The organism is Paraglaciecola sp. QJM3NY_14, assembly GCF_056173245.1.
In genome coordinates this window covers 24846-44771 of record NZ_CM149664.1, presented here as the reverse complement: position 1 = coordinate 44771, position 19926 = coordinate 24846, and the positions used below count along the sequence as shown (strand labels likewise).

General features: G+C 45.1%; 14 protein-coding genes, 2 tRNA genes and 3 rRNA genes. 5 read left to right on the top strand and 14 right to left on the bottom strand.

What is annotated here, in order from left to right:
• The first annotated feature begins 2 nt into the window (after window positions 1-2).
• Complete coding sequence (locus tag AC0VYA_RS00195; RefSeq protein ID WP_475489683.1) at window positions 3-3095, top strand: error-prone DNA polymerase; 3093 nt, start codon at window positions 3-5, stop codon at window positions 3093-3095.
• Between the two features lie 360 nt (window positions 3096-3455).
• On the opposite strand, the gene rrf is transcribed toward AC0VYA_RS00195, so the two are convergent.
• The 5 genes from rrf to AC0VYA_RS00170 all read right to left on the bottom strand — a co-directional run bounded on the left by rrf (window position 3456) and on the right by AC0VYA_RS00170 (window position 8781).
• Window positions 3456-3571 (bottom strand): 5S ribosomal RNA (rrf, locus tag AC0VYA_RS00190).
• Window positions 3572-3733: 162 nt separating this feature from the next.
• Window positions 3734-6618 (bottom strand): 23S ribosomal RNA (locus tag AC0VYA_RS00185).
• A gap of 357 nt (window positions 6619-6975) precedes the next feature.
• Window positions 6976-7052 (bottom strand) — tRNA-Ile (locus tag AC0VYA_RS00180).
• Window positions 7053-7070: 18 nt separating this feature from the next.
• A tRNA-Ala gene (locus AC0VYA_RS00175) sits at window positions 7071-7146 on the bottom strand.
• 102 nt (window positions 7147-7248) lie between these two features.
• Window positions 7249-8781 (bottom strand): 16S ribosomal RNA (locus tag AC0VYA_RS00170).
• The 16S, 23S and 5S rRNA genes sit together here with 2 tRNA genes alongside, the layout of an rRNA operon.
• A gap of 516 nt (window positions 8782-9297) precedes the next feature.
• On the opposite strand from AC0VYA_RS00170, the gene AC0VYA_RS00165 reads away from it, so the two are divergent.
• Window positions 9298-9831 (top strand): gamma carbonic anhydrase family protein, encoded by a 534-nt coding sequence (locus tag AC0VYA_RS00165; protein WP_475489682.1) that lies wholly within the window; start codon window positions 9298-9300, stop codon window positions 9829-9831.
• Between the two features lie 46 nt (window positions 9832-9877).
• On the opposite strand, the gene AC0VYA_RS00160 is transcribed toward AC0VYA_RS00165, so the two are convergent.
• From AC0VYA_RS00160 to AC0VYA_RS00120, 9 genes are all read right to left on the bottom strand, one after another.
• Window positions 9878-10120 (bottom strand): hypothetical protein, encoded by a 243-nt coding sequence (locus AC0VYA_RS00160; protein ID WP_475489681.1) that lies wholly within the window; start codon window positions 10118-10120, stop codon window positions 9878-9880.
• Window positions 10117-10935 (bottom strand): shikimate dehydrogenase, encoded by an 819-nt coding sequence (aroE, locus tag AC0VYA_RS00155; RefSeq protein ID WP_473481395.1) that lies wholly within the window; start codon window positions 10933-10935, stop codon window positions 10117-10119. Before aroE ends, AC0VYA_RS00160 begins: the two co-directional genes overlap by 4 nt.
• 146 nt (window positions 10936-11081) lie before the next feature.
• Window positions 11082-11765, bottom strand: a complete 684-nt coding sequence (locus AC0VYA_RS00150) for an OmpW/AlkL family protein (RefSeq protein WP_011572977.1) — start codon at window positions 11763-11765, stop codon at window positions 11082-11084.
• Window positions 11766-11967: 202 nt separating this feature from the next.
• Entirely contained in the window at window positions 11968-12891 is a 924-nt protein-coding gene (gene hemF / locus AC0VYA_RS00145) for an oxygen-dependent coproporphyrinogen oxidase (protein WP_011572976.1), read from the bottom strand.
• A 3-nt stretch (window positions 12892-12894) separates the two neighbouring features.
• A complete protein-coding gene (gene tsaC, locus AC0VYA_RS00140; RefSeq protein ID WP_473477232.1) occupies window positions 12895-13458 on the bottom strand; it encodes an L-threonylcarbamoyladenylate synthase type 1 TsaC in 564 nt (187 codons plus the stop codon).
• A gap of 68 nt (window positions 13459-13526) precedes the next feature.
• Window positions 13527-14087: a DNA topoisomerase family protein gene (locus AC0VYA_RS00135; RefSeq protein WP_475489680.1), complete on the bottom strand. Its 561-nt coding sequence runs from the start codon at window positions 14085-14087 to the stop codon at window positions 13527-13529.
• A gap of 56 nt (window positions 14088-14143) precedes the next feature.
• On the bottom strand, window positions 14144-14620 hold the full coding sequence (locus AC0VYA_RS00130) for a DUF494 family protein (RefSeq protein WP_006994873.1): 477 nt from the start codon (window positions 14618-14620) through the stop codon (window positions 14144-14146).
• Between the two features lies 1 nt (window position 14621).
• The gene (gene dprA / locus AC0VYA_RS00125) at window positions 14622-15761 is read right to left on the bottom strand and encodes a DNA-processing protein DprA (RefSeq protein WP_475489679.1); all 1140 of its coding nucleotides are present in this window, start codon (window positions 15759-15761) and stop codon (window positions 14622-14624) included.
• Between the two features lie 24 nt (window positions 15762-15785).
• The gene (locus AC0VYA_RS00120; protein WP_475489678.1) at window positions 15786-16865 is read right to left on the bottom strand and encodes a LysM peptidoglycan-binding domain-containing protein; all 1080 of its coding nucleotides are present in this window, start codon (window positions 16863-16865) and stop codon (window positions 15786-15788) included.
• A 238-nt stretch (window positions 16866-17103) separates the two neighbouring features.
• On the opposite strand from AC0VYA_RS00120, the gene def reads away from it, so the two are divergent.
• From def to rsmB, 3 genes are read left to right on the top strand one after another with little or no spacing between them, the layout of a single operon-like run.
• The gene (gene def, locus AC0VYA_RS00115) at window positions 17104-17613 is read left to right on the top strand and encodes a peptide deformylase (RefSeq protein ID WP_475491110.1); all 510 of its coding nucleotides are present in this window, start codon (window positions 17104-17106) and stop codon (window positions 17611-17613) included.
• Between the two features lie 9 nt (window positions 17614-17622).
• On the top strand, window positions 17623-18570 hold the full coding sequence (gene fmt / locus AC0VYA_RS00110) for a methionyl-tRNA formyltransferase (RefSeq protein ID WP_475489677.1): 948 nt from the start codon (window positions 17623-17625) through the stop codon (window positions 18568-18570).
• Entirely contained in the window at window positions 18567-19880 is a 1314-nt protein-coding gene (gene rsmB, locus AC0VYA_RS00105; protein WP_475489676.1) for a 16S rRNA (cytosine(967)-C(5))-methyltransferase RsmB, read from the top strand. Before fmt ends, rsmB begins: the two co-directional genes overlap by 4 nt.
• The last annotated feature ends 46 nt before the right edge of the window (window positions 19881-19926 follow it).

The window sequence follows — 19926 nt, the reverse complement described above, 5'->3', positions numbered from 1 at the left end:
TTATGGCATTCAGAAAGGATCAATATGCTGAGTTATTTTGTCAGAGTAATTTCAGTTTTTTACAAGCCGCATCGCATCCAAGTGAACTCATTAACCAAGCAGAATTTTTAGGTTACCAAGCACTTGCTATTACCGATGAATGTAGTGTAGCAGGGATAGTACGCGCTCACTCCGAAATAAAAAGAAAAGGCTTATCCATTAAGTTAATTGTCGGTAGCATGTTCTACTACAATGCTGAACTTCAACTTATTCTATTATGCCCTAACCATAAAGCATACGCCGAGCTGTGCCGCATTATTACCAACGCGCGACGCCGTGCAGATAAGGGGGAATATAAGCTCGATTTATGGGATCTTAGAACGACCAAGCATTGCTTGGCTATTTGGATCCCAAGTGGCAACCCCGAGCAAAATCATTATTGGGCAACATGGCTAACCAATCATTATGACGCTCGTTTATGGATAGGATATCAACGACATTTACTTGCTGAAGAGCATATTCATCAAGCACATTGCGAGCATTTAAGCAGTCGCTTTAATATCCCTATTACCGCTTGCGGTGGGGTATTAATGCACGAAATTGAACGATGTGACTTACTCTGCGTTATAAATTCAATACGAAAAGTAAAAAATATTGAACATTCAGTGCAAGACATCCCACAAAACGCTGAACGCTCCTTGAGACCAGTCCAAAATCTATCTCGCCTATATCCTGCTCTATGGTTGGCCGAAAGTGTCAGTATTGCTAATTTATGTACTTTCGATTTGAGCGAATTAAGTTATCAATACCCTGCGGAACTCATTCCTGAGGGTTCAACACCAACACTTTATTTACGTAAGTTGGTTAAGCAAGGTATGTCTTTACGATTCCCTGAAGGAGTAAATTTCGCAATAAAACGCATCATTGCAAAAGAGTTAAAGCTGATCGAGGAACTCAAATACGAGTTCTTTTTTTTAACTATTTCAGACATCGTGCAATATGCAAAATCCCAGCATATTTTATATCAAGGTCGAGGCTCTGCAGCGAATTCTGTGGTCTGCTATTGCTTAGAAATTACCGCTGTTGATCCAAGACAAATATCAGTTTTATTCGAGCGATTTATCTCAAAAGAGCGCAACGAACCACCAGATATTGATGTTGATTTTGAGCACGAAAGACGTGAAGAGATCATTCAGTATATTTATAAAAAATATGGTCGCGAACGAACAGCTATCGCAGCAACCGTGATCTCATATCGGCAAAAAAGTGCGATTCGAGACGTGGGAAAAGCGCTGGGTATTCACGAATCACAGTTGGATTTTTTTATTAAAAATATTAACCGACGTGACAAAGGGCTTAACTGGCAAGCACAAATTTCAGAACTGGGTTTGGATCCAAGCTCAGGCAAAGGTAAACACTTCATTAAGCTCGTTAATGAGATAAAAGGCTTCCCTCGTCACTTGTCTCAACATGTAGGCGGGTTCGTCATATCAGCTACCCCTTTATATCAACTTGTTCCTGTTGAAAATGCCTCGATGCCCGATCGTAGTGTTATTCAGTGGGACAAAGACGATTTAGAGAACTTAGGGCTACTCAAGGTCGATGTACTCGCTCTCGGCATGTTGACTGCTATTCGCAAGAGTTTTGATTTAATTGAGAAACATCAGGGTAAAACCATTTCAATTGCCGATATCACCCGACTGCCTAGCGACCCTGATGTTTACGCTATGATACAGCGCGCCGATACAGTAGGTGTATTTCAGATAGAGTCCCGAGCCCAGATGACCATGCTACCTCGTCTACGCCCTAAGTGTTTCTATGATCTTGTGATTCAGATTGCCATTGTTAGACCTGGGCCTATTCAGGGCGATATGGTCCATCCCTTCCTTAAACGGCGCGACGGTCTTGAACCCGTTGATTATCCGTCTAAAGAAGTAGAGTCTGTATTGTCACGCACTATGGGCGTTCCTATCTTCCAAGAACAGGTCATTAAGATAGCGATGGTCGCTGCTGGCTTTAGTGGAGGCGAGGCAGACCAGCTTCGTAGAGCAATGGCCAGTTGGAAGAAAACCGGTGAATTAATTAAATTTAAGCACAAGCTGATTAAAGGCATGCTTGCTAGAGGTTATAAAAGTCAATTTGCCGAACAGTTATACAAACAGATTTGCGGCTTTGGTGAATATGGTTTCCCCGAATCACATTCAGCCTCTTTTTCCGTATTGGCTTATGTGTCTTCTTGGTTGAAATACTATTATCCAGAAAGCTTTTATTGTGGCCTACTCAATAGTTGGCCCATGGGTTTCTATACCCCAGATCAACTTATACAAGACGCTAAGCGCCATCGTATTAAAGTGCTACCTGTATGCATTAATGCCTCTCACTATGACCACATCCTAGAGCAGACTAAAGGAAACCTTTCTCTTCGTTTAGGTTATCGACTAATTAAAGGCTTATCCCAAAAGGAAATGGAAAACTTTGTGAATTTGCGCCCAAATAAAGGCTTTCGTGCATTAGCTCAACTTAAAGAATCAGGCTTAACTAAAACATCCTTAGAAGCATTGGCTAGTGCCAATGCATTTAGCAGTATTAGCGATAACCGCTACACAGCCAAATGGTTACTTATGGATTCAGAAAGTGAATTACCGCTGTTTAAACAACTGACTATGGATAATGCATTTAACCCTGAGCGGCCTAGTGACCTTAACGCCCTGTTAGAAGATTACCGAACTACAGGGCTAAGCTTAGACTCTCACCCAGTACGTTTACTCAATCACGCCCGATTATTGGGCCATTATACGCCGGCGGCTCAACTAGACACCATCGCACATAAATCTGTGGTCAAGGTCGTTGGCTTAGTAAAAGGAAGGCAAAGCCCAGGCACAGCATCGGGTGTTACCTTCATCACTCTTGAAGATGATACAGGCAATAGCAACGTGATCGTATGGCAAGCAACCGCTCGCGCCCAAAAGCAAGCCTACTTAAAAGCTCAAATACTAAAGGTCAGCGGTATATTAGAAAGAGGAGATGGCGGCGTAACTCATATCATCGCCGGAAGGTTAGAAGACCTAAGCCATTTAGTAGACGAACTAGCCATCCACTCAAGAGATTTTCATTAGTATTGATCCGCTAAAAACACGCATGGTTTTAAACCACTAACTTTTCACAGCGCTATTGCAACGCAACCGTCGCATCGGATGCCCGCATGACACTCGAGGGATTTGGTTTCTTTGTGTGTAGGTAGTTTTGCGCGACAGCGCTTAAGGGAAAGGGCTATCCGTTGATGCCGTATCAACCTTGCATTACTTTATCCTGCACATGCAAAAAAGGGCTACCTCGGTCGCCGCGCGATTGAGGATAGTCATTTCTTTATTGGGAGTCTGGCAGTGTCTTCCGCCAATATCGATTGTCTTTGGTATTTTCTGTGTCGCAGAAACGAAAAAAGCCACCCGATATAGGTGGCTTCATTCTAAATGGGAGTCTGGCAGTGTGCTACTCTCGCATGGGGAAACCCCATACTACCATCGCCGCTAATGCGTTTCACTTCTGAGTTCGAGATGGGATCAGGTGGGGCCGCATCGCTATGGCCGCCAGACATAAACTGTTATCTATCAAGCCTTAGCTCAATAAATTAATATGTAAAAGCTGATGCCGTTCCCTTGCAGGTCTGGCTGTAATCATCGCTAAATCTCTTTAGTCTTACTCTTGATTTTAATACTTGTCATACAAACAACATCCAAAGTCATTTGGGCGTTGTATGGTTAAGCCTCACGGGCAATTAGTACAGGTTAGCTTAACGCCTTGCAACGCTTCCACATCCTGCCTATCAACGTCGTAGTCTTCAACAACCCTTTAGGACAGTTAAACTGCCAGGGATGACTCATCTTGGGGCTCGCTTCCCGCTTAGATGCTTTCAGCGGTTATCGATTCCGAACGTAGCTACCGGGCAATGCTTTTGGCAAAACAACCCGAACACCAGCGGTTCGTCCACTCCGGTCCTCTCGTACTAGGAGCAGCTCCCCTCAATCATCCAACGCCCACACCAGATAGGGACCGAACTGTCTCACGACGTTCTAAACCCAGCTCGCGTACCACTTTAAATGGCGAACAGCCATACCCTTGGGACCGACTTCAGCCCCAGGATGTGATGAGCCGACATCGAGGTGCCAAACACCGCCGTCGATATGAACTCTTGGGCGGTATCAGCCTGTTATCCCCGGAGTACCTTTTATCCGTTGAGCGATGGCCCTTCCATACAGAACCACCGGATCACTATGACCTACTTTCGTACCTGCTCGACGTGTCTGTCTCGCAGTTAAGCTGGCTTATGCCATTGCACTAACCTCCTGATGTCCGACCAGGATTAGCCAACCTTCGTGCTCCTCCGTTACTCTTTGGGAGGAGACCGCCCCAGTCAAACTACCCACCAGGCACTGTCCGCATTCCCGATAAGGGAACAACGTTAGAACATCAAACGTACAAGGGTGGTATTTCAAGGTTGACTCCACGCAAACTGGCGTTCACGCTTCAAAGTCTCCCACCTATCCTACACATGTAGGGTCAATGTTCAGTGCCAAGCTATAGTAAAGGTTCACGGGGTCTTTCCGTCTAGGTGCGGGTACACAGCATCTTCACTGCGATTTCAATTTCACTGAGTCTCGGGTGGAGACAGCGTGGCCATGGTTACACCATTCGTGCAGGTCGGAACTTACCCGACAAGGAATTTCGCTACCTTAGGACCGTTATAGTTACGGCCGCCGTTTACCGGGGCTTCGATCAAGAGCTTCGCTTGCGCTAACCCCATCAATTAACCTTCCGGCACCGGGCAGGTGTCACACCGTATACGTCATCTTTCGATTTAGCACAGTGCTGTGTTTTTAATAAACAGTCCCAGCCACCTTTTCACTGCGGCCCCCATTCGCTCATGAAGCAAGTTCAATCACAAACAGGGGCGTACCTTCTCCCGAAGTTACGGTACGATTTTGCCGAGTTCCTTCACCCGAGTTCTCTCAAGCGCCTTAGTATTCTCTACCTGACCACCTGTGTCGGTTTGGGGTACGGTTCGATATATCATAAGTTTAGAGGCTTTTCCTGGAAGCAGGGTATTTGCAACTTCAATTCCGTAGAATCTCGTCTCGTGTCTCAGGCATGTAGAATCCCGGATTTACCTAAGATTCAACCCTACACACTTTCACATAGACAACCAACGCTATGCTTGCATAACCTTCTCCGTCCCCCCATCACTGATATACCAAGTACGGAAATATTAATCCGTTTCCCATCGACTACGCATTTCTGCCTCGCCTTAGGGGCCGACTTACCCTGCCCTGATTAGCATGGGACAGGAAACCTTGGTCTTCCGGCGTGCGGGTTTTTCACCCGCATTATCGTTACTCATGTCAGCATTCGCACTTGTGATATGTCCAGCAAACCTCTCAGTTCACCTTCAGCCACTTACACAACGCTCCCCTACCACGCAAAGTAAACTTTGCGTCCGCAGCTTCGGTATATTGCTTAGCCCCGTTACATCTTCCGCGCAGGCCGACTCGACTAGTGAGCTATTACGCTTTCTTTAAAGGGTGGCTGCTTCTAAGCCAACCTCCTAGCTGTCTTAGCCTTCCCACATCGTTTCCCACTTAGCAATAATTTTGGGACCTTAGCTGGCGGTCTGGGTTGTTTCCCTCTTCACGACGGACGTTAGCACCCGCCGTGTGTCTCCCGGATAGTACTCACTGGTATTCGGAGTTTGCAAAGGGTTGGTAAGTCGGGATGACCCCCTAGCCTTAACAGTGCTCTACCCCCAGTGGTATTCGTCCGAGGCGCTACCTAAATAGCTTTCGGGGAGAACCAGCTATCTCCCGGTTTGATTGGCCTTTCACCCCCAGCCACAAGTCATCCGCTAACTTTTCAACGTTAGTCGGTTCGGTCCTCCAGTTGATGTTACTCAACCTTCAACCTGCCCATGGCTAGATCACCGGGTTTCGGGTCTATACCTTGCAACTAAAACGCGCAGTTAACACTCGCTTTCGCTACGGCTCCCCTATTCGGTTAACCTTGCTACAAAATATAAGTCGCTGACCCATTATACAAAAGGTACGCAGTCACAGAACAAGTCTGCTCCCACTGCTTGTACGTATACGGTTTCAGGTTCTATTTCACTCCCCTCACAGGGGTTCTTTTCGCCTTTCCCTCACGGTACTAGTTCACTATCGGTCAGTTAGGAGTATTTAGCCTTGGAGGATGGTCCCCCCATGTTCAGTCAAGATAACACGTGTCCCGACCTACTCGATTTCACTTAAAATTCGCGTTCGTGTACAGGGCTATCACCTTGTATCGCTGTGCTTTCCAACACCTTCCACTCGCTCATAATTAGCTTAAGGGCTAATCCCCGTTCGCTCGCCGCTACTAGGGGAATCTCGGTTGATTTCTTTTCCTAAGGGTACTTAGATGTTTCAGTTCCCCTCGTTTGCCTCATACAGCTATGTATTCACTGCATGATACCGCCGAAGCGGTGGGTTTCCCCATTCGGACATTTGTGGATCAAAGCATTTTGTCGGCTCCCCACAACTTTTCGCAGACTTACACGTCCTTCATCGCCTCTAACTGCCTAGGCATCCACCGTATACGCTTAGTCACTTAACCATACAACCCCAAATAACCTTCAATATTTGACGTATAGACTCAAGGTCTACTCTGTATGCGTGACAAGTATTCATTTTCAAATCAGATAGAGTAAGCTCTTAAAGAGTTCTCTTAGTTTTGATTACTTTTATCAGCTTTCCATATTGTTAAAGAACAGGTGTTTGCGTTTACACGCATTCACGTAGGGTTTAAAAAACCCTAATCAATAAATACTGAATCAGTACACATTGATTAAGGCTAATCTTTTCTACTAAAACCGAGTTTGCACATCCACTGCAATCTTTTCTAATCAAGGCATGTAGTGAGGACGTTTAGCCTGCTAAATGACGAACTACATAACGCAGAGTAGGAAAGATTTGGTAGGCTTGGGCAGACTTGAACTGCCGACCTCACCCTTATCAGGGGTGCGCTCTAACCAGCTGAGCTACAAGCCTATTATTGCGCAAGCAATTTGGTGGAGCTAAGCAGGATCGAACTGCTGACCTCCTGCGTGCAAGGCAGGCGCTCTCCCAGCTGAGCTATAGCCCCTCTTAAATCGACATCAGTCTTTTTAAAGAGTCTCTCGGTTCTTCTTTACTAACAACAAAACAATCTGTGTGAACACTCAGCCTGATGAGGCCGACCTAATAGTAAGGAGGTGATCCAACCCCAGGTTCCCCTAGGGTTACCTTGTTACGACTTCACCCCAGTCATGAATCACAAAGTGGTAACCGTCCTCCCGAAGGTTAAACTAGCTACTTCTTTTGCAACCCACTCCCATGGTGTGACGGGCGGTGTGTACAAGGCCCGGGAACGTATTCACCGCAACATTCTGATTTGCGATTACTAGCGATTCCGACTTCATGGAGTCGAGTTGCAGACTCCAATCCGGACTACGACGAGCTTTAAGGGATCCGCTTACTCTCGCAAGTTTGCTTCCCTCTGTACTCGCCATTGTAGCACGTGTGTAGCCCTACTCGTAAGGGCCATGATGACTTGACGTCGTCCCCACCTTCCTCCGGTTTGTCACCGGCAGTCTCCTTAGAGTGCCCAACTTAAGGCTGGCAACTAAGGACAGGGGTTGCGCTCGTTGCGGGACTTAACCCAACATCTCACGACACGAGCTGACGACAGCCATGCAGCACCTGTATCTAGATTCCCGAAGGCACCAATTCATCTCTGAAAAGTTTCTAGTATGTCAAGAGTAGGTAAGGTTCTTCGCGTTGCATCGAATTAAACCACATGCTCCACCGCTTGTGCGGGCCCCCGTCAATTCATTTGAGTTTTAACCTTGCGGCCGTACTCCCCAGGCGGTCTACTTATCGCGTTAGCTTCGCTACTCACGGATTAAATCCACAAACAGCTAGTAGACAGCGTTTACGGTGTGGACTACCAGGGTATCTAATCCTGTTCGCTACCCACACTTTCGCACATGAGCGTCAGTTACTGACCAGGGAGTCGCCTTCGCCACTGATGTTCCTCCAGATATCTACGCATTTCACCGCTACACCTGGAATTCCACTCCCCTCTCCAAAACTCTAGCCTGCCAGTTCTAAATGCAATTCCCAGGTTGAGCCCAGGGCTTTCACATCTAGCTTAACAAACCGCCTGCGTGCGCTTTACGCCCAGTAATTCCGATTAACGCTCGGACCCTCCGTATTACCGCGGCTGCTGGCACGGAGTTAGCCGGTCCTTCTTCTGTTGCTAACGTCACAGCTAACGGGTATTAACCGTTAACCTTTCCTCACAACTGAAAGTGCTTTACAACCCGAAGGCCTTCTTCACACACGCGGCATGGCTGCATCAGGGTTTCCCCCATTGTGCAATATTCCCCACTGCTGCCTCCCGTAGGAGTCTGGACCGTGTCTCAGTTCCAGTGTGGCTGATCTTCCTCTCAGAACAGCTAGAGATCGTCGCCTTGGTGAGCCTTTACCTCACCAACAAGCTAATCTCGCTTAGGCTACTCTTTGCGCGGGAGCCGAAGCCCCCTTTGGTCCGAAGACGTTATGCGGTATTAGCTATCGTTTCCAATAGTTATCCCCCACACAAAGGCATATTCCTAAGTATTACTCACCCGTCCGCCACTCGTCATCTTCTAGCAAGCTAGAAATGTTACCGTTCGACTTGCATGTGTTAGGCCTGCCGCCAGCGTTCAATCTGAGCCATGATCAAACTCTTCAATTAAATATTTATCGAACATGAATTTTTTTTGGTAGACACTCATCAAGTGAGTGCCCACACAGATTGTCTTGTTATTAATTGTTAAAGAACAGTGCTACCGAAGTAGCGTGCTTCCTTGGAAGCGGCTTAAGATGCTGTCCGCGGACCCTCTTAAGCGGGAGGCGTATAATACGCTCTCAAGTTTCGATGTCAACAAATTTTTTAATTTAATTTCAAACTAAGTAACTTGCTGAATCCCGCTAACCACAACACTCTTAGAGCATCGCAATGACATGATTTATAGTTAAAAAATCCTGTCTCGGTAAGCCGTTTTAAGTGGCCTCCCCGAAGCGAGATGCGCATTATAGAGATCCAAACTTAGAGCGCAACCCTTTATTTGAAAAAATCGTTCAACTGCCGATTTAATAAACAGTTCGTTCAAAGTAAAAGCAAACCGATGATTTTTACGACAGTAATAGTGATTCCAAGACATATTCAGTTTGTTATCATCGCGCTATAACACAGCAGAATGGACTGACAATGAGTATTAGAATGTATAAGGGCATAAAGCCAACTCTGGCAGAGAGTTGTTATATAGATGAATCAAGTGTGGTGGTGGGTGATATCGAATGCGGCGATGACGTGAGTATTTGGCCATTGGTTGCAGCACGTGGTGATGTTAACTACATAAAGATAGGTGCTAGAAGTAATGTTCAAGATGGTTCAGTGCTGCATGTGAGCCGAGTGACTAAAGAAAACCCTAAAGGCCATCCGCTTATTATTGGGGAGGATGTTACTGTCGGTCATAAATGTATGTTGCATGGCTGCGTGTTAGGTAACCGCATTCTCGTTGGTATGGGGGCGATCGTAATGGATGGTGCTATCGTTGAAGACGACGTATTTATTGGAGCAGGCAGTTTAGTTCCACCAAATAAGCGTTTAGAGAGCGGTTATCTTTATGTAGGTAGCCCAATTAAGCAAGCTAGGCCACTGAAAGATTCTGAACGTGCTTTTTTGAAAGTATCGGCTGATAACTACGTCAGACTTAAAAATGAGTATCTAGAAGAAGTATAGGCGTATCTTAGAAAGCTCAAGAAAGAGCTTTCTGACAAGTTTTACTCTAGGCTTCCATCGATTTGGCGTTAATGTGAATAACGCCATTTTCATCCCATTGCTCATTCTCTACAAGTTTGGAGATTGTTTCTTCCAAGTCGAACTGATTCGCTTGGTAAAATTCATCCATATCACCTATTGCTATTCCACACACATGGCAATGCATAATGAGCCCAGACACGATTAGTTTTATAACCATAATGTCGTCTAGTATTTCGAAGCCATCTTGAATTTGAACAGCCTGATTCACAGCATTTCTCGCACAATTTCAATAATAGGTTCTATTTTGGGTCGAACTTTTCGCCAAACATAGAAGCTTTCGGCTGCTTGACCCACTAACATGCCCAGTCCATCGGCCGTTCTAATACTAGGGGTACATTCTTGAGCCCAGACCATAAAAGATGTTGCCTGTGCTTTATACGTCATGTCATAAGCATATGATGCATTGATAAAAATACTCGGAGTGATTTCGGGTAACCCTCCATCCAAGCTCGAAGAGGTACAGTTAACAATCAGGTCGAACTGTATTTCGGGTAAGTCGTTAAAGCCTGAAGCAGTAATAACCCCTTCTTTTTTAAACCTATCAGCTAGCTGCTGGGCTTTGCTCGCCGTACGATTAGCAATATGAATATTTTGTACTTTGGCAGTGAGTAGAGGAAGAATGACTCCACGAGTCGCCCCACCAGCGCCAATCAACAATAAACGCTTTCCGTTTAACTCCCCCCATAAGCGCTGAAGATCCTGAACTAAGCCAGCCCCGTCGGTGTTGTCACCCAAAATTGAACCATCTTGGCGCTTATATAGCGTATTGACCGCTTCAGCAGCTCTAGCGCGTGGTGTTAGTTCATCGGCAAAGCGAAATGCGTCAAGTTTGAATGGGGAAGTAACGTTTGCTCCAATGAAGCCCTCGGTAAAGAATGCATTGATTGCATCATTGAACCCGTTAGCATCGGGTTGTTGACGCCCGTATTCAATGACTTGTTGGGTCTGTTTAGCGAACAGCGTGTGGATCAAAGGGGATTTACTGTGCTCAATGGGATTACCAAAAACGGCGTATCGGTCCATAGTCTCAAAGGTCGTAATCAATTTGTATCACAAGACTAGCGTAAAATTATGTTCGACTGAATAGCGAAGGTGCTGAATAAAGATAAGAAAGGCTGAATTAGCGATAAGTAACTGGAAGCGACGCGCTTACGTCGCTTCCATTTGTATTAGAACTTGTAGCCTAGCATGAGCGAATATACCCATGGGTCGATATCGACTGATACCTGAGCAGGCAAATCCAAAACGTCAAACTTTGCTTCTGTATCAATATCGATATAGCGCACCGACGCGTTTATTAACCAGTGTTCATCTAACTTGTAATCCATACCTATTTGCGCGGCAATACCAAACGACTCATCAAGGCTTAAATTATTAAAAGACTGAGCTTCTCTATTGCCCACAAATTGCTCATCGAAGAAAACTGTGTAGTTTAGTCCAATCCCCACATACGGCTGTATGGTTTCAGAAACGGGGAAGTAATAAAGAGCACTAAGTGTCGGAGGTAATTGTTTACTTTCAGCTAATTTACCGTCACCTAAACCTAGCTCATTATCGAGTGTGTTATTCAACGTAATATCATGTGTGAATGGGCTGGCTGCTAATAATTCTAAGCCAATGTTGCTGGTAAACATATAGACCGCATTCAGACCCAACTGAGTGTTGTTGTTTACTGATGCTCCCATGCCCACATTTCCAACGCTTTGCACCGTTACATTTGAACTTGATTCATCTGGAGCGACTGTCGTTAAACCTGCTCGTACTATGATGTCACCTGGTTCGTAGGCATTGGCTGTGCCCATTATGGTGGCCGTTAAAGCTAAACTGGATAACACTATTTTGAAGACTTTCATTATTACCTCTGCGTATAAATTTTAACGGCAGTGTAATGAGCAATCGCCAGTCATTATTGATCTATATCAATATTTTTATCAGGTTATAAGTGAGAGAATTCGAGGGATGATTAAATTTGAGCTGGATCAAGAAAACAATAGATTCGCACCGACACCAATTGATGGTGCCAAGTGCTAATACTTATACATGTTTAGTAAAGGGCTACTCGTTTAACCAGTCCCGAGGATGCAGATAATCTGCATACAAAGCATCTTCTTTACTGCCTGGTATTGGGTGGAAGTCGTACTCCCAACGAGCAAGAGGCGGCATAGACATCAATATTGACTCTGTTCGCCCTCCCGTTTGCAAGCCGAATAAGGTTCCTCTGTCCCAAACCAAATTAAACTCTACATACCGGCCTCTTCTATATAGCTGGAAGCTTCTTTCCTGCTCTGAAAAAGACGTATCTTTACGTTTTTCTAAAATAGGTACATAGGCATCTAAAAAACCATTACCGACAGCTTGCATGAATGCAAAACTACGTTCAAAGCCCCATTCATTTAAATCATCAAAGAAAAGCCCCCCTACTCCCCGCGTTTCATCGCGATGTTTTAAGTAAAAGTAGTCGTCACACCATTTTTTATATTTGCTGTATACATCTTTACCAAAGGGCTCACATAAATCCTTGGCAGTTTGATGCCAATGGAGTACATCTTCATGCACCGGGTAGAAAGGTGTTAAGTCGAAACCACCGCCAAACCACCAGATAGGCTCTTCACCTTCTTTTTCAGCAATGAATATGCGCACATTCGCATGGGAGGTCGGTACGTGAGGATTTTTAGGATGAATAACGAGTGAAACGCCCATCGCTTGAAAGCTCCGACCTGCTAGCTCTGGTCGAGACGCCGTTGCAGATGCCGGAAGTTGCCCACCGTATACATGAGAAAAGTTAACTCCGCCCTGCTCAATCACCTGGCCATTCGTCAGCACGCGCGTACGCCCGCCCCCACCTAATTCTCTCTGCCAGTTGTCTTCGATGAAACTACCCTTACCGTCAGCCATTTCTAGCGTTTGGCAAATATTGTCTTGCAGATCAAGCAAAAACTGCTTTACCGATTCGATATCGGTCACGTGTGGTTGGGGCATGGTTTAATTATCTCTAATAGTTTGGCCACTATGGCCGTGACGAATTTTACTGGGGCTGCGGGATCCACCAAGCGAGCCGTCGATTAAGATCACTTGGTCAGAAAAATAAGATGTAACCTCATCGGCACTCAGCGCTGGCGGATGACCAGCAGTGTTTGCACTTGTAGAAACTAGCGGCTTATTTGCTCGCTGACAAAGATCCTTTATGAGTGGGTGAGCACTGACTCTTACAGCAATGAATTCAGACTCCCCTGTCACCCAACTCGGTGCTGTTTTCGATTTAGGAAGCAGCCAGGTTATCGGTCCAGGCCAACTTGAAAATATCTCGGTGCGCTTAGTCATTTTGATGGCGCTGTCATCTACATATGGCAATAACTGTGAATAGTTATCCCCGACCAGAATCAATCCCTTGCTGACATCGCGTTGCTTTAAAGCAAGTAGTTTGGTGACCGCCTGTTCGTTATCAGGATCGCATCCTAGGCCAAAGACGGCTTCCGTCGGATAGGCAAAAACCTTCCCAGCTAAATAGTCGAGTAAAAAAGGGTCGTCAGTGTGGTTTGCTGTCATTTTTATATTGCTTAGAGTTTATATGGCACAGAGTGTAAAACAGGACGTAACAAGGATAAACCTAAAGGTCATTCCTGCGCAGGCTGCTTGTACCCACATTTACGTTCGGGGCACTGCCAAATAAGTCCTGCCGCTGCTTTTTTCTCCTGCATAACAGGCCAAGCGCATTTGGGGCACGAATGGGCGACTGGTGTAAAATTCAGTGCGTAGTGACATTGAGGATACTGGTCACAGGGATAGAAGTTCTTCCCATATTTATTGGCCCTCTTTGTTAGGTGCCCTTTATGGCAAGAGGGGCATTCGACCTTATCTGTGTCTTGAGTTTTATTTGATTTTACGTAGTGGCATTCAGGAAAATTGCTGCAAGCGATATACATACCGTAGCGCCCTTTTCTAATCACCAACTCGGACTCGCATTCAGGACAGTGGGAGCCTTCAATAACGGTTAATTCAGTATTGTCGCTATCATGAAGTGGTTTGCTGTATTCACATTTTGGATAGTCACTACAGCCGATAAACGCACCATTTTTACTATGTCGAAGTTGCAATGGCGCATTGCAATCCGGACAGGGTCCGGGGTCAAACGCGGATTCATGAGTGCTGAAAAGAGAATGATCAATTTTAGACATGTGACAGGTGTGCCTTAGCAACCACGGGTTTACGCTCTAAACCCGTGTCAGAGTGATTAATGCAACGGCCCTTCTGGCTCTTCAAATAATAAATCTTCCATTTGTGCATAAGCATTTTCTTTACCCGGCACGTTGAACAGCACCATAAGCACAACCCACTTCATGTCCTCTAAACAGAATTCTTTAGAGTCGATTTCCATGACGCGATCAATAACCATCTCACGCGTTGTAGAGTCCAGTACATTAATTTGCTCTAAAAACATGAGAAAGCCACGGCACTCGATATCGAGGCGCATCTCTTCTTCATGCGTATAAATACGCGTAACAAAAGAAGTAGGCCCTTTCACTAAATAAGGGTTTATGTCAGTTTCTTGTAAAGCCGCTAGTTTTTCGAGCCAAGATAATGCTTTGTATATTTCATCTTGATGAAAACCGGCGCGCACCAGTTCGTCGGTCAATTCATCTTGATCGACGCGAATTTCTGTTTCACTGTGAATGAAATTTTCAAAAAGATACATGAGGATATCAAACATGTTATTTTTCCCCCAATTTAAGGTAACCGCCTGGGACTGCTGCAACTAACCCACGCAATTCGTATTCTAATAATTGAGACATAACTTCAGCAACTGGCATGCCACATCGCTCTACAACTATATCCAACGGTGTGGTTTCAAAATCTACACTATCTAACAATTTGTCAGAAGCCAAGCTTTGTCTCGCGCTTTTTTGCAATTCACTCTGCTGGATATTCAAGAAATTAAGTGCCAGATGCTGATATTCATCGTTAATATCACCCACACCTTCCACCAGCTTTGCACCCTGTTTTATTAAATAGTGGCATCCTTTAGATAATACGTTGTTTATATTACCAGGCACCGCAAACACGTCCCTGTTTTGCTCAAGCGCATAACGTGCGGTGATTAGAGACCCGCTTTTTATCGCAGCTTCGATGATTAATGTACCCAACGACATGCCGCTGATAATTCGATTCCGCCGGGGAAAATTTTCAGGCTTTGCAGGCATGTCAGGGACAAATTCAGAAACAAGTGCGCCCCCTTGTTCAAGTATACTGTCAGCCATTTTAACGTGCCGCTTGGGATAAATATTATTTAGACCTGTCCCCAGCACCGCAACAGTATTGCCCTGAACGTTAAGTACTCCATCATGAGCAAGGCCATCAATGCCCAATGCCAACCCGCTGGTTACTGTCCATCCGCATTGAGATAAACCTTGGGCAAAATACTGAGCGTTTTGCTTACCAGCGATAGAAGGGTTGCGACTTCCTACTATTGCTATCTGATGAGTATTTAATAAATCTTTATTTCCAAGACAATATAATAATATGGGTGGTCTGGCCGTTTGCAATAGCACTTTAGGGTAATGCTTCGAGGTTATGTTAAGCAATGAGCTGCTTGTTTGCTCAGACCACTGTAAGCTTTTGTCCAATCGCCGCTCATCAGGATGCTGTAATTGCTGTATTTGCCCATCGGTGAAGCCGTAGGCAGCTAGTTGCTTTGGATTAGCGTTAAATAAATCCGCTATTTGTATAGCGTTCTTGCGCAATATTGTTGCCAGTTTAGCAACAGAAAATCGTGGTAGCTGGGCTAGTATTAGCCACTGGCGCTGCTCACTCTCAGATGTTTCACGATAGGCATGTTCGTTTTCTTGATACATAAGGCTCCACTCAAACTGGCAGCCCTACGGTTTTGCAACGATAGCGCCTTTTCGAATAACTGTAGACGAACGCGTGACGAGTGCATAACTTACCTTGTCAAAGACGCTAAAGACCAAAAGTTCTCCCACCTTCATCCAAGGCTGGGGCAATACATCATTTTCTGCAAACAGTTTCTCAATCGTTTGAGCCTCAGCGAGATACTTTGGCGGCTCTCCATCGATCACTGCTGCACCTTGTTGATAAATGCCCATTACCGTGCCGCGTTTAATATTACTGCTGCCAACATCGATAACCACAACGCTAAATTTGCCTGATAATTGGTATTGGGATACATCAGCAATAATATTTCCTCTTTGCTCTATCGCTGCTGTTATATTGAGCAACGCTTCAACATTATTATTAGGGGTTTCTTTTAAGAGTTTATCACCTCGCTTTACTTCCAAATTAGCGGATGACAACGTCACTAAGGATTGCTTAGGTAAAGCTGGAGCTAATGCCTGCCCGTCGGCCACATGGCGAACTTGCACACCCAAAAATTCACCTTTGGCACTGAATAGAGACTGCTGCTTACGCACAACCTGATAATGACCCAATGGCAATTTTTCATGATTAACCAACACCAGATCATTGTTTGAAAAGTATTCAGTTCCTTTCGTGCTACCGACAATAGATGGTAATTCAGCATAGAGCTTTTCACTCAGCACAAGCTCTTGATTAAAATAAGGTTCTATCTCATGCCAAGGGAGTACAGCAATAGGTTGATTCGATTTATTGATTTGTGTGGCTGAGGGTGAGCGCACTAGATACGGTTTTCTTTCGCCACGAATTAAATCGACGAACGGCTTTCCCGCGGCACTAACCGTTAGGCGTAATTGGTCCCCCGGAAAAATGAGATGCGGATTGATAATTTGCGTATTCGTTCGCCAAATTTGCGGCCAATACCAAGGTTTGTGCAGAAAAAGGTTAGAGATATCCCACAATGTGTCGCCATGTTTTACGACATAAGTACGTGGGGCGTTCTCTTTTAGTTTTATCACGTCCGCATGCGCCCAAAATGGCGAAAGTAGAAGCACAAGGCTCAAGCGAAGTAGATTATTCAACATGTGGCATGGCACCTTGTATCTAGGGCTATTATGTTTTTATTCCATATCGGTTAGAATAGCCTGTTATTGCAAAGATTAAATAGCCTGAAGATCAGGTTAGTATGATAATTGATACCAAGAGCACCGATACCTCCTTGATTGACAACCATAGAATTGAGGAACCGAGTGCGCTATTTTTTGAATACCTCCTTGCCATTTTTTATTTATTTGGTGGGAGCAAAATGAGTTAAATGTGAACATGGCTATATTAGATGTATTGAGATTTCCTGATGAGCGCTTGCGCACAGTTGCCACGCTTGTTGATAAAATAGACAGCTCCATAAAGACACTGGTGAGCGACATGCTTGAAACCATGAAGGATGAAAATGGTATTGGGTTAGCAGCAACACAAATAAACGTGCACAAGCGCGTAGTGGTCATTGACGTTTCTGAAGAGCAAGATAAACCACAAGTGTTTATTAATCCTGAGATTACGCACATGGATGGCACAACGATCAGTGAAGAAGGCTGCTTGTCTGTTCCTAATAACTACGCCAAAGTTGAGCGAGCAGAGAAAGTAACCGTAAAAGCGTTAGACGAAAATGGCGATGCATTTACGTTGGATGCAGATGGCTTACTGGCTATTTGTATTCAACATGAGTTGGATCATTTAAAAGGTAAACTTTTTGTAGATTACTTGTCGCCACTTAAGCGCCAGCGTATCCGAACCAAATTAGAAAAAGAAGCCCGCTTAGCAGCCAAGGCTTAAGAGGTTACATTGAAATCAGGTCTTAAAATTGTTTTTGCTGGTACGCCAGAGTTCGCCGCCAATCATTTATCCGCGCTAATAGAATCTGAACATCAGGTAATCGCGGCTTACACTCAACCTGATAGACCTGCTGGTCGAGGGAAAAAACTGCACGCTAGCGCGGTGAAGCAGCTTGCTCAGCAGCACGATATACCGGTTTACCAACCAGCATCACTTAAATCAGAAGAAGCCCAACAGCAACTTGCTGCATTAAATGCTGATGTCATGGTTGTCGTCGCCTATGGCTTGATTTTACCGCAGATTATTCTTGATACGCCCAAGTACGGTTGCTTGAATGTACATGGTTCACTGTTACCCAAGTGGCGTGGTGCGGCTCCTATTCAAAGAGCAATATGGGCAGGTGATGCAGAAACAGGGGTCACCATCATGCAAATGGATAAAGGTTTGGATACAGGCGCGGTGCTAAGCGAATTACGTCTTGCGATTACCCCTATAGATACCAGCACAACCTTATATACAAAGTTAGCGGAACTTGGTCCTAAGGGATTATTAGAGACTTTAGCCTCTTTAGCAGACCTTACGCCTCAGGCACAAGACAACACATTGGCTACTTACGCTGAAAAGCTATCCAAACAAGAAGCTAAAATTGATTGGACCATGACAGCAGCTCAGCTTGAGCGTAATGTTCGTGCATTTGACCCTTGGCCTGTTGCATATTTCGAAGCACACGGCGCCGCTATTAAAGTGCGTAGCGCTGAAGTGCAACAGACGCCAATTTGCGATAACGCTAAGCCAGGCCAAATTATTCAAGCAGATAAGCATGCAATTGGTGTACAAACAGGTGACGGCGTTTTGTTGATTAAAACATTACAGTTACCGGGTAAGAAGCCGCTGGCGACTCAAGACATACTCAATGGTCACAGTGATTGGTTTAGCGTCGGTACAATACTTTCATGAGCCAATCAAAAGGTAGATACCAGCAAAACTTGCGCGCCGATGCCGCCCGTGTGCTTTTTCAAATATTAGAGCAAGGTATGTCAGCTAGAGAATGCTTACCTGCAGCACAACAAGATCATAATGAAAAAGACAAAGCATGGTTGCAAGAAATGACTTACGGCGTACTTCGCCAGCTGCCCTTACTACAGCACTGGCTAAGATTGTTGCTCGATAAGCCGTTAAAGAAAAATGTGAAAGTGGTAGAGCACCTAATTATGCTTGGGTTTTATCAACTTGCCTTTTCTCGAGTGTCAACTCATGCCGCTGTTTCTGAATGTGTGAATGCCTGCGTGCCATTAAATGCGATAGCAACCAAGGGTTTAGTAAATGCTGTTTTGCGTAATTTCATACGCCAAGATACGGCGCATAATTTACCTGATAATGAACAAGTTTTGAGCGGACAGCCAAAATGGTTCTATAAAAAGCTCGTTGATGCTTACCCCGATAATTACAAGACCATACTAGACGCAATGCAAGTAAAAGCACCAATTTGGTTGCGCGTTAATAATAAGCACAAGAGTACTGATGAATATTGTCGACTTTTAGACGACAGAGAAGTGGCCTATGAGCGTCAAGCAACCCAGCCTCAAGGTATTATTTTATCAAAAGGGTGCGACATCACCACTCTGCCAGGTTATGACGAAGGTTGGTTTGCGGTGCAAGATGGCGCAGCACAATTAGCCGCTGGGCTGCTAGGCTCACAACCTAATGATCGCGTATTAGATTGTTGTGCAGCGCCGGGAGGCAAAACGTGTCACATAGTTGAGCTACAGCCCGATTTAGCCGCATGCGTAGCAATAGATATAGAAAGCAGCCGCCTTAAACGCATCGAAGAAAACTTAACTCGCTTAGGGCATCAAGCGACACTCATTTGCGGTGACGCCAGCGAGCCAGCATCATGGTGGGACGGCCAGTTATTCGACCGCATATTGCTAGATGCGCCTTGCTCAGCCACGGGTATTATTCGCCGCCACCCAGATATAAAGTGGTTGCGTAAATCCAGCGACATTGACGTACTTGTCGCGTTACAAAGCAAAATAATTGATGCAATGTGGGCGTTGTTAAAGCCTGGTGGAACTATGCTTTACGCAACGTGTTCAATTCTTCCAGCGGAGAACCAGTTGCAAATTAATGCTTTTTTAAATCGTACGCCTGATGCGCTGTTAGACGATAAATTTGATAACGACGCAGCACAAAAGCCAGGAAAACAGATTTTACCTGGTGAAAAACAAATGGACGGTTTCTATTACGCTCGACTGCTAAAAGCCTAAAAACCGTATATTGTCTAAACTGAGCAACACGTTAGAATGAATCTAC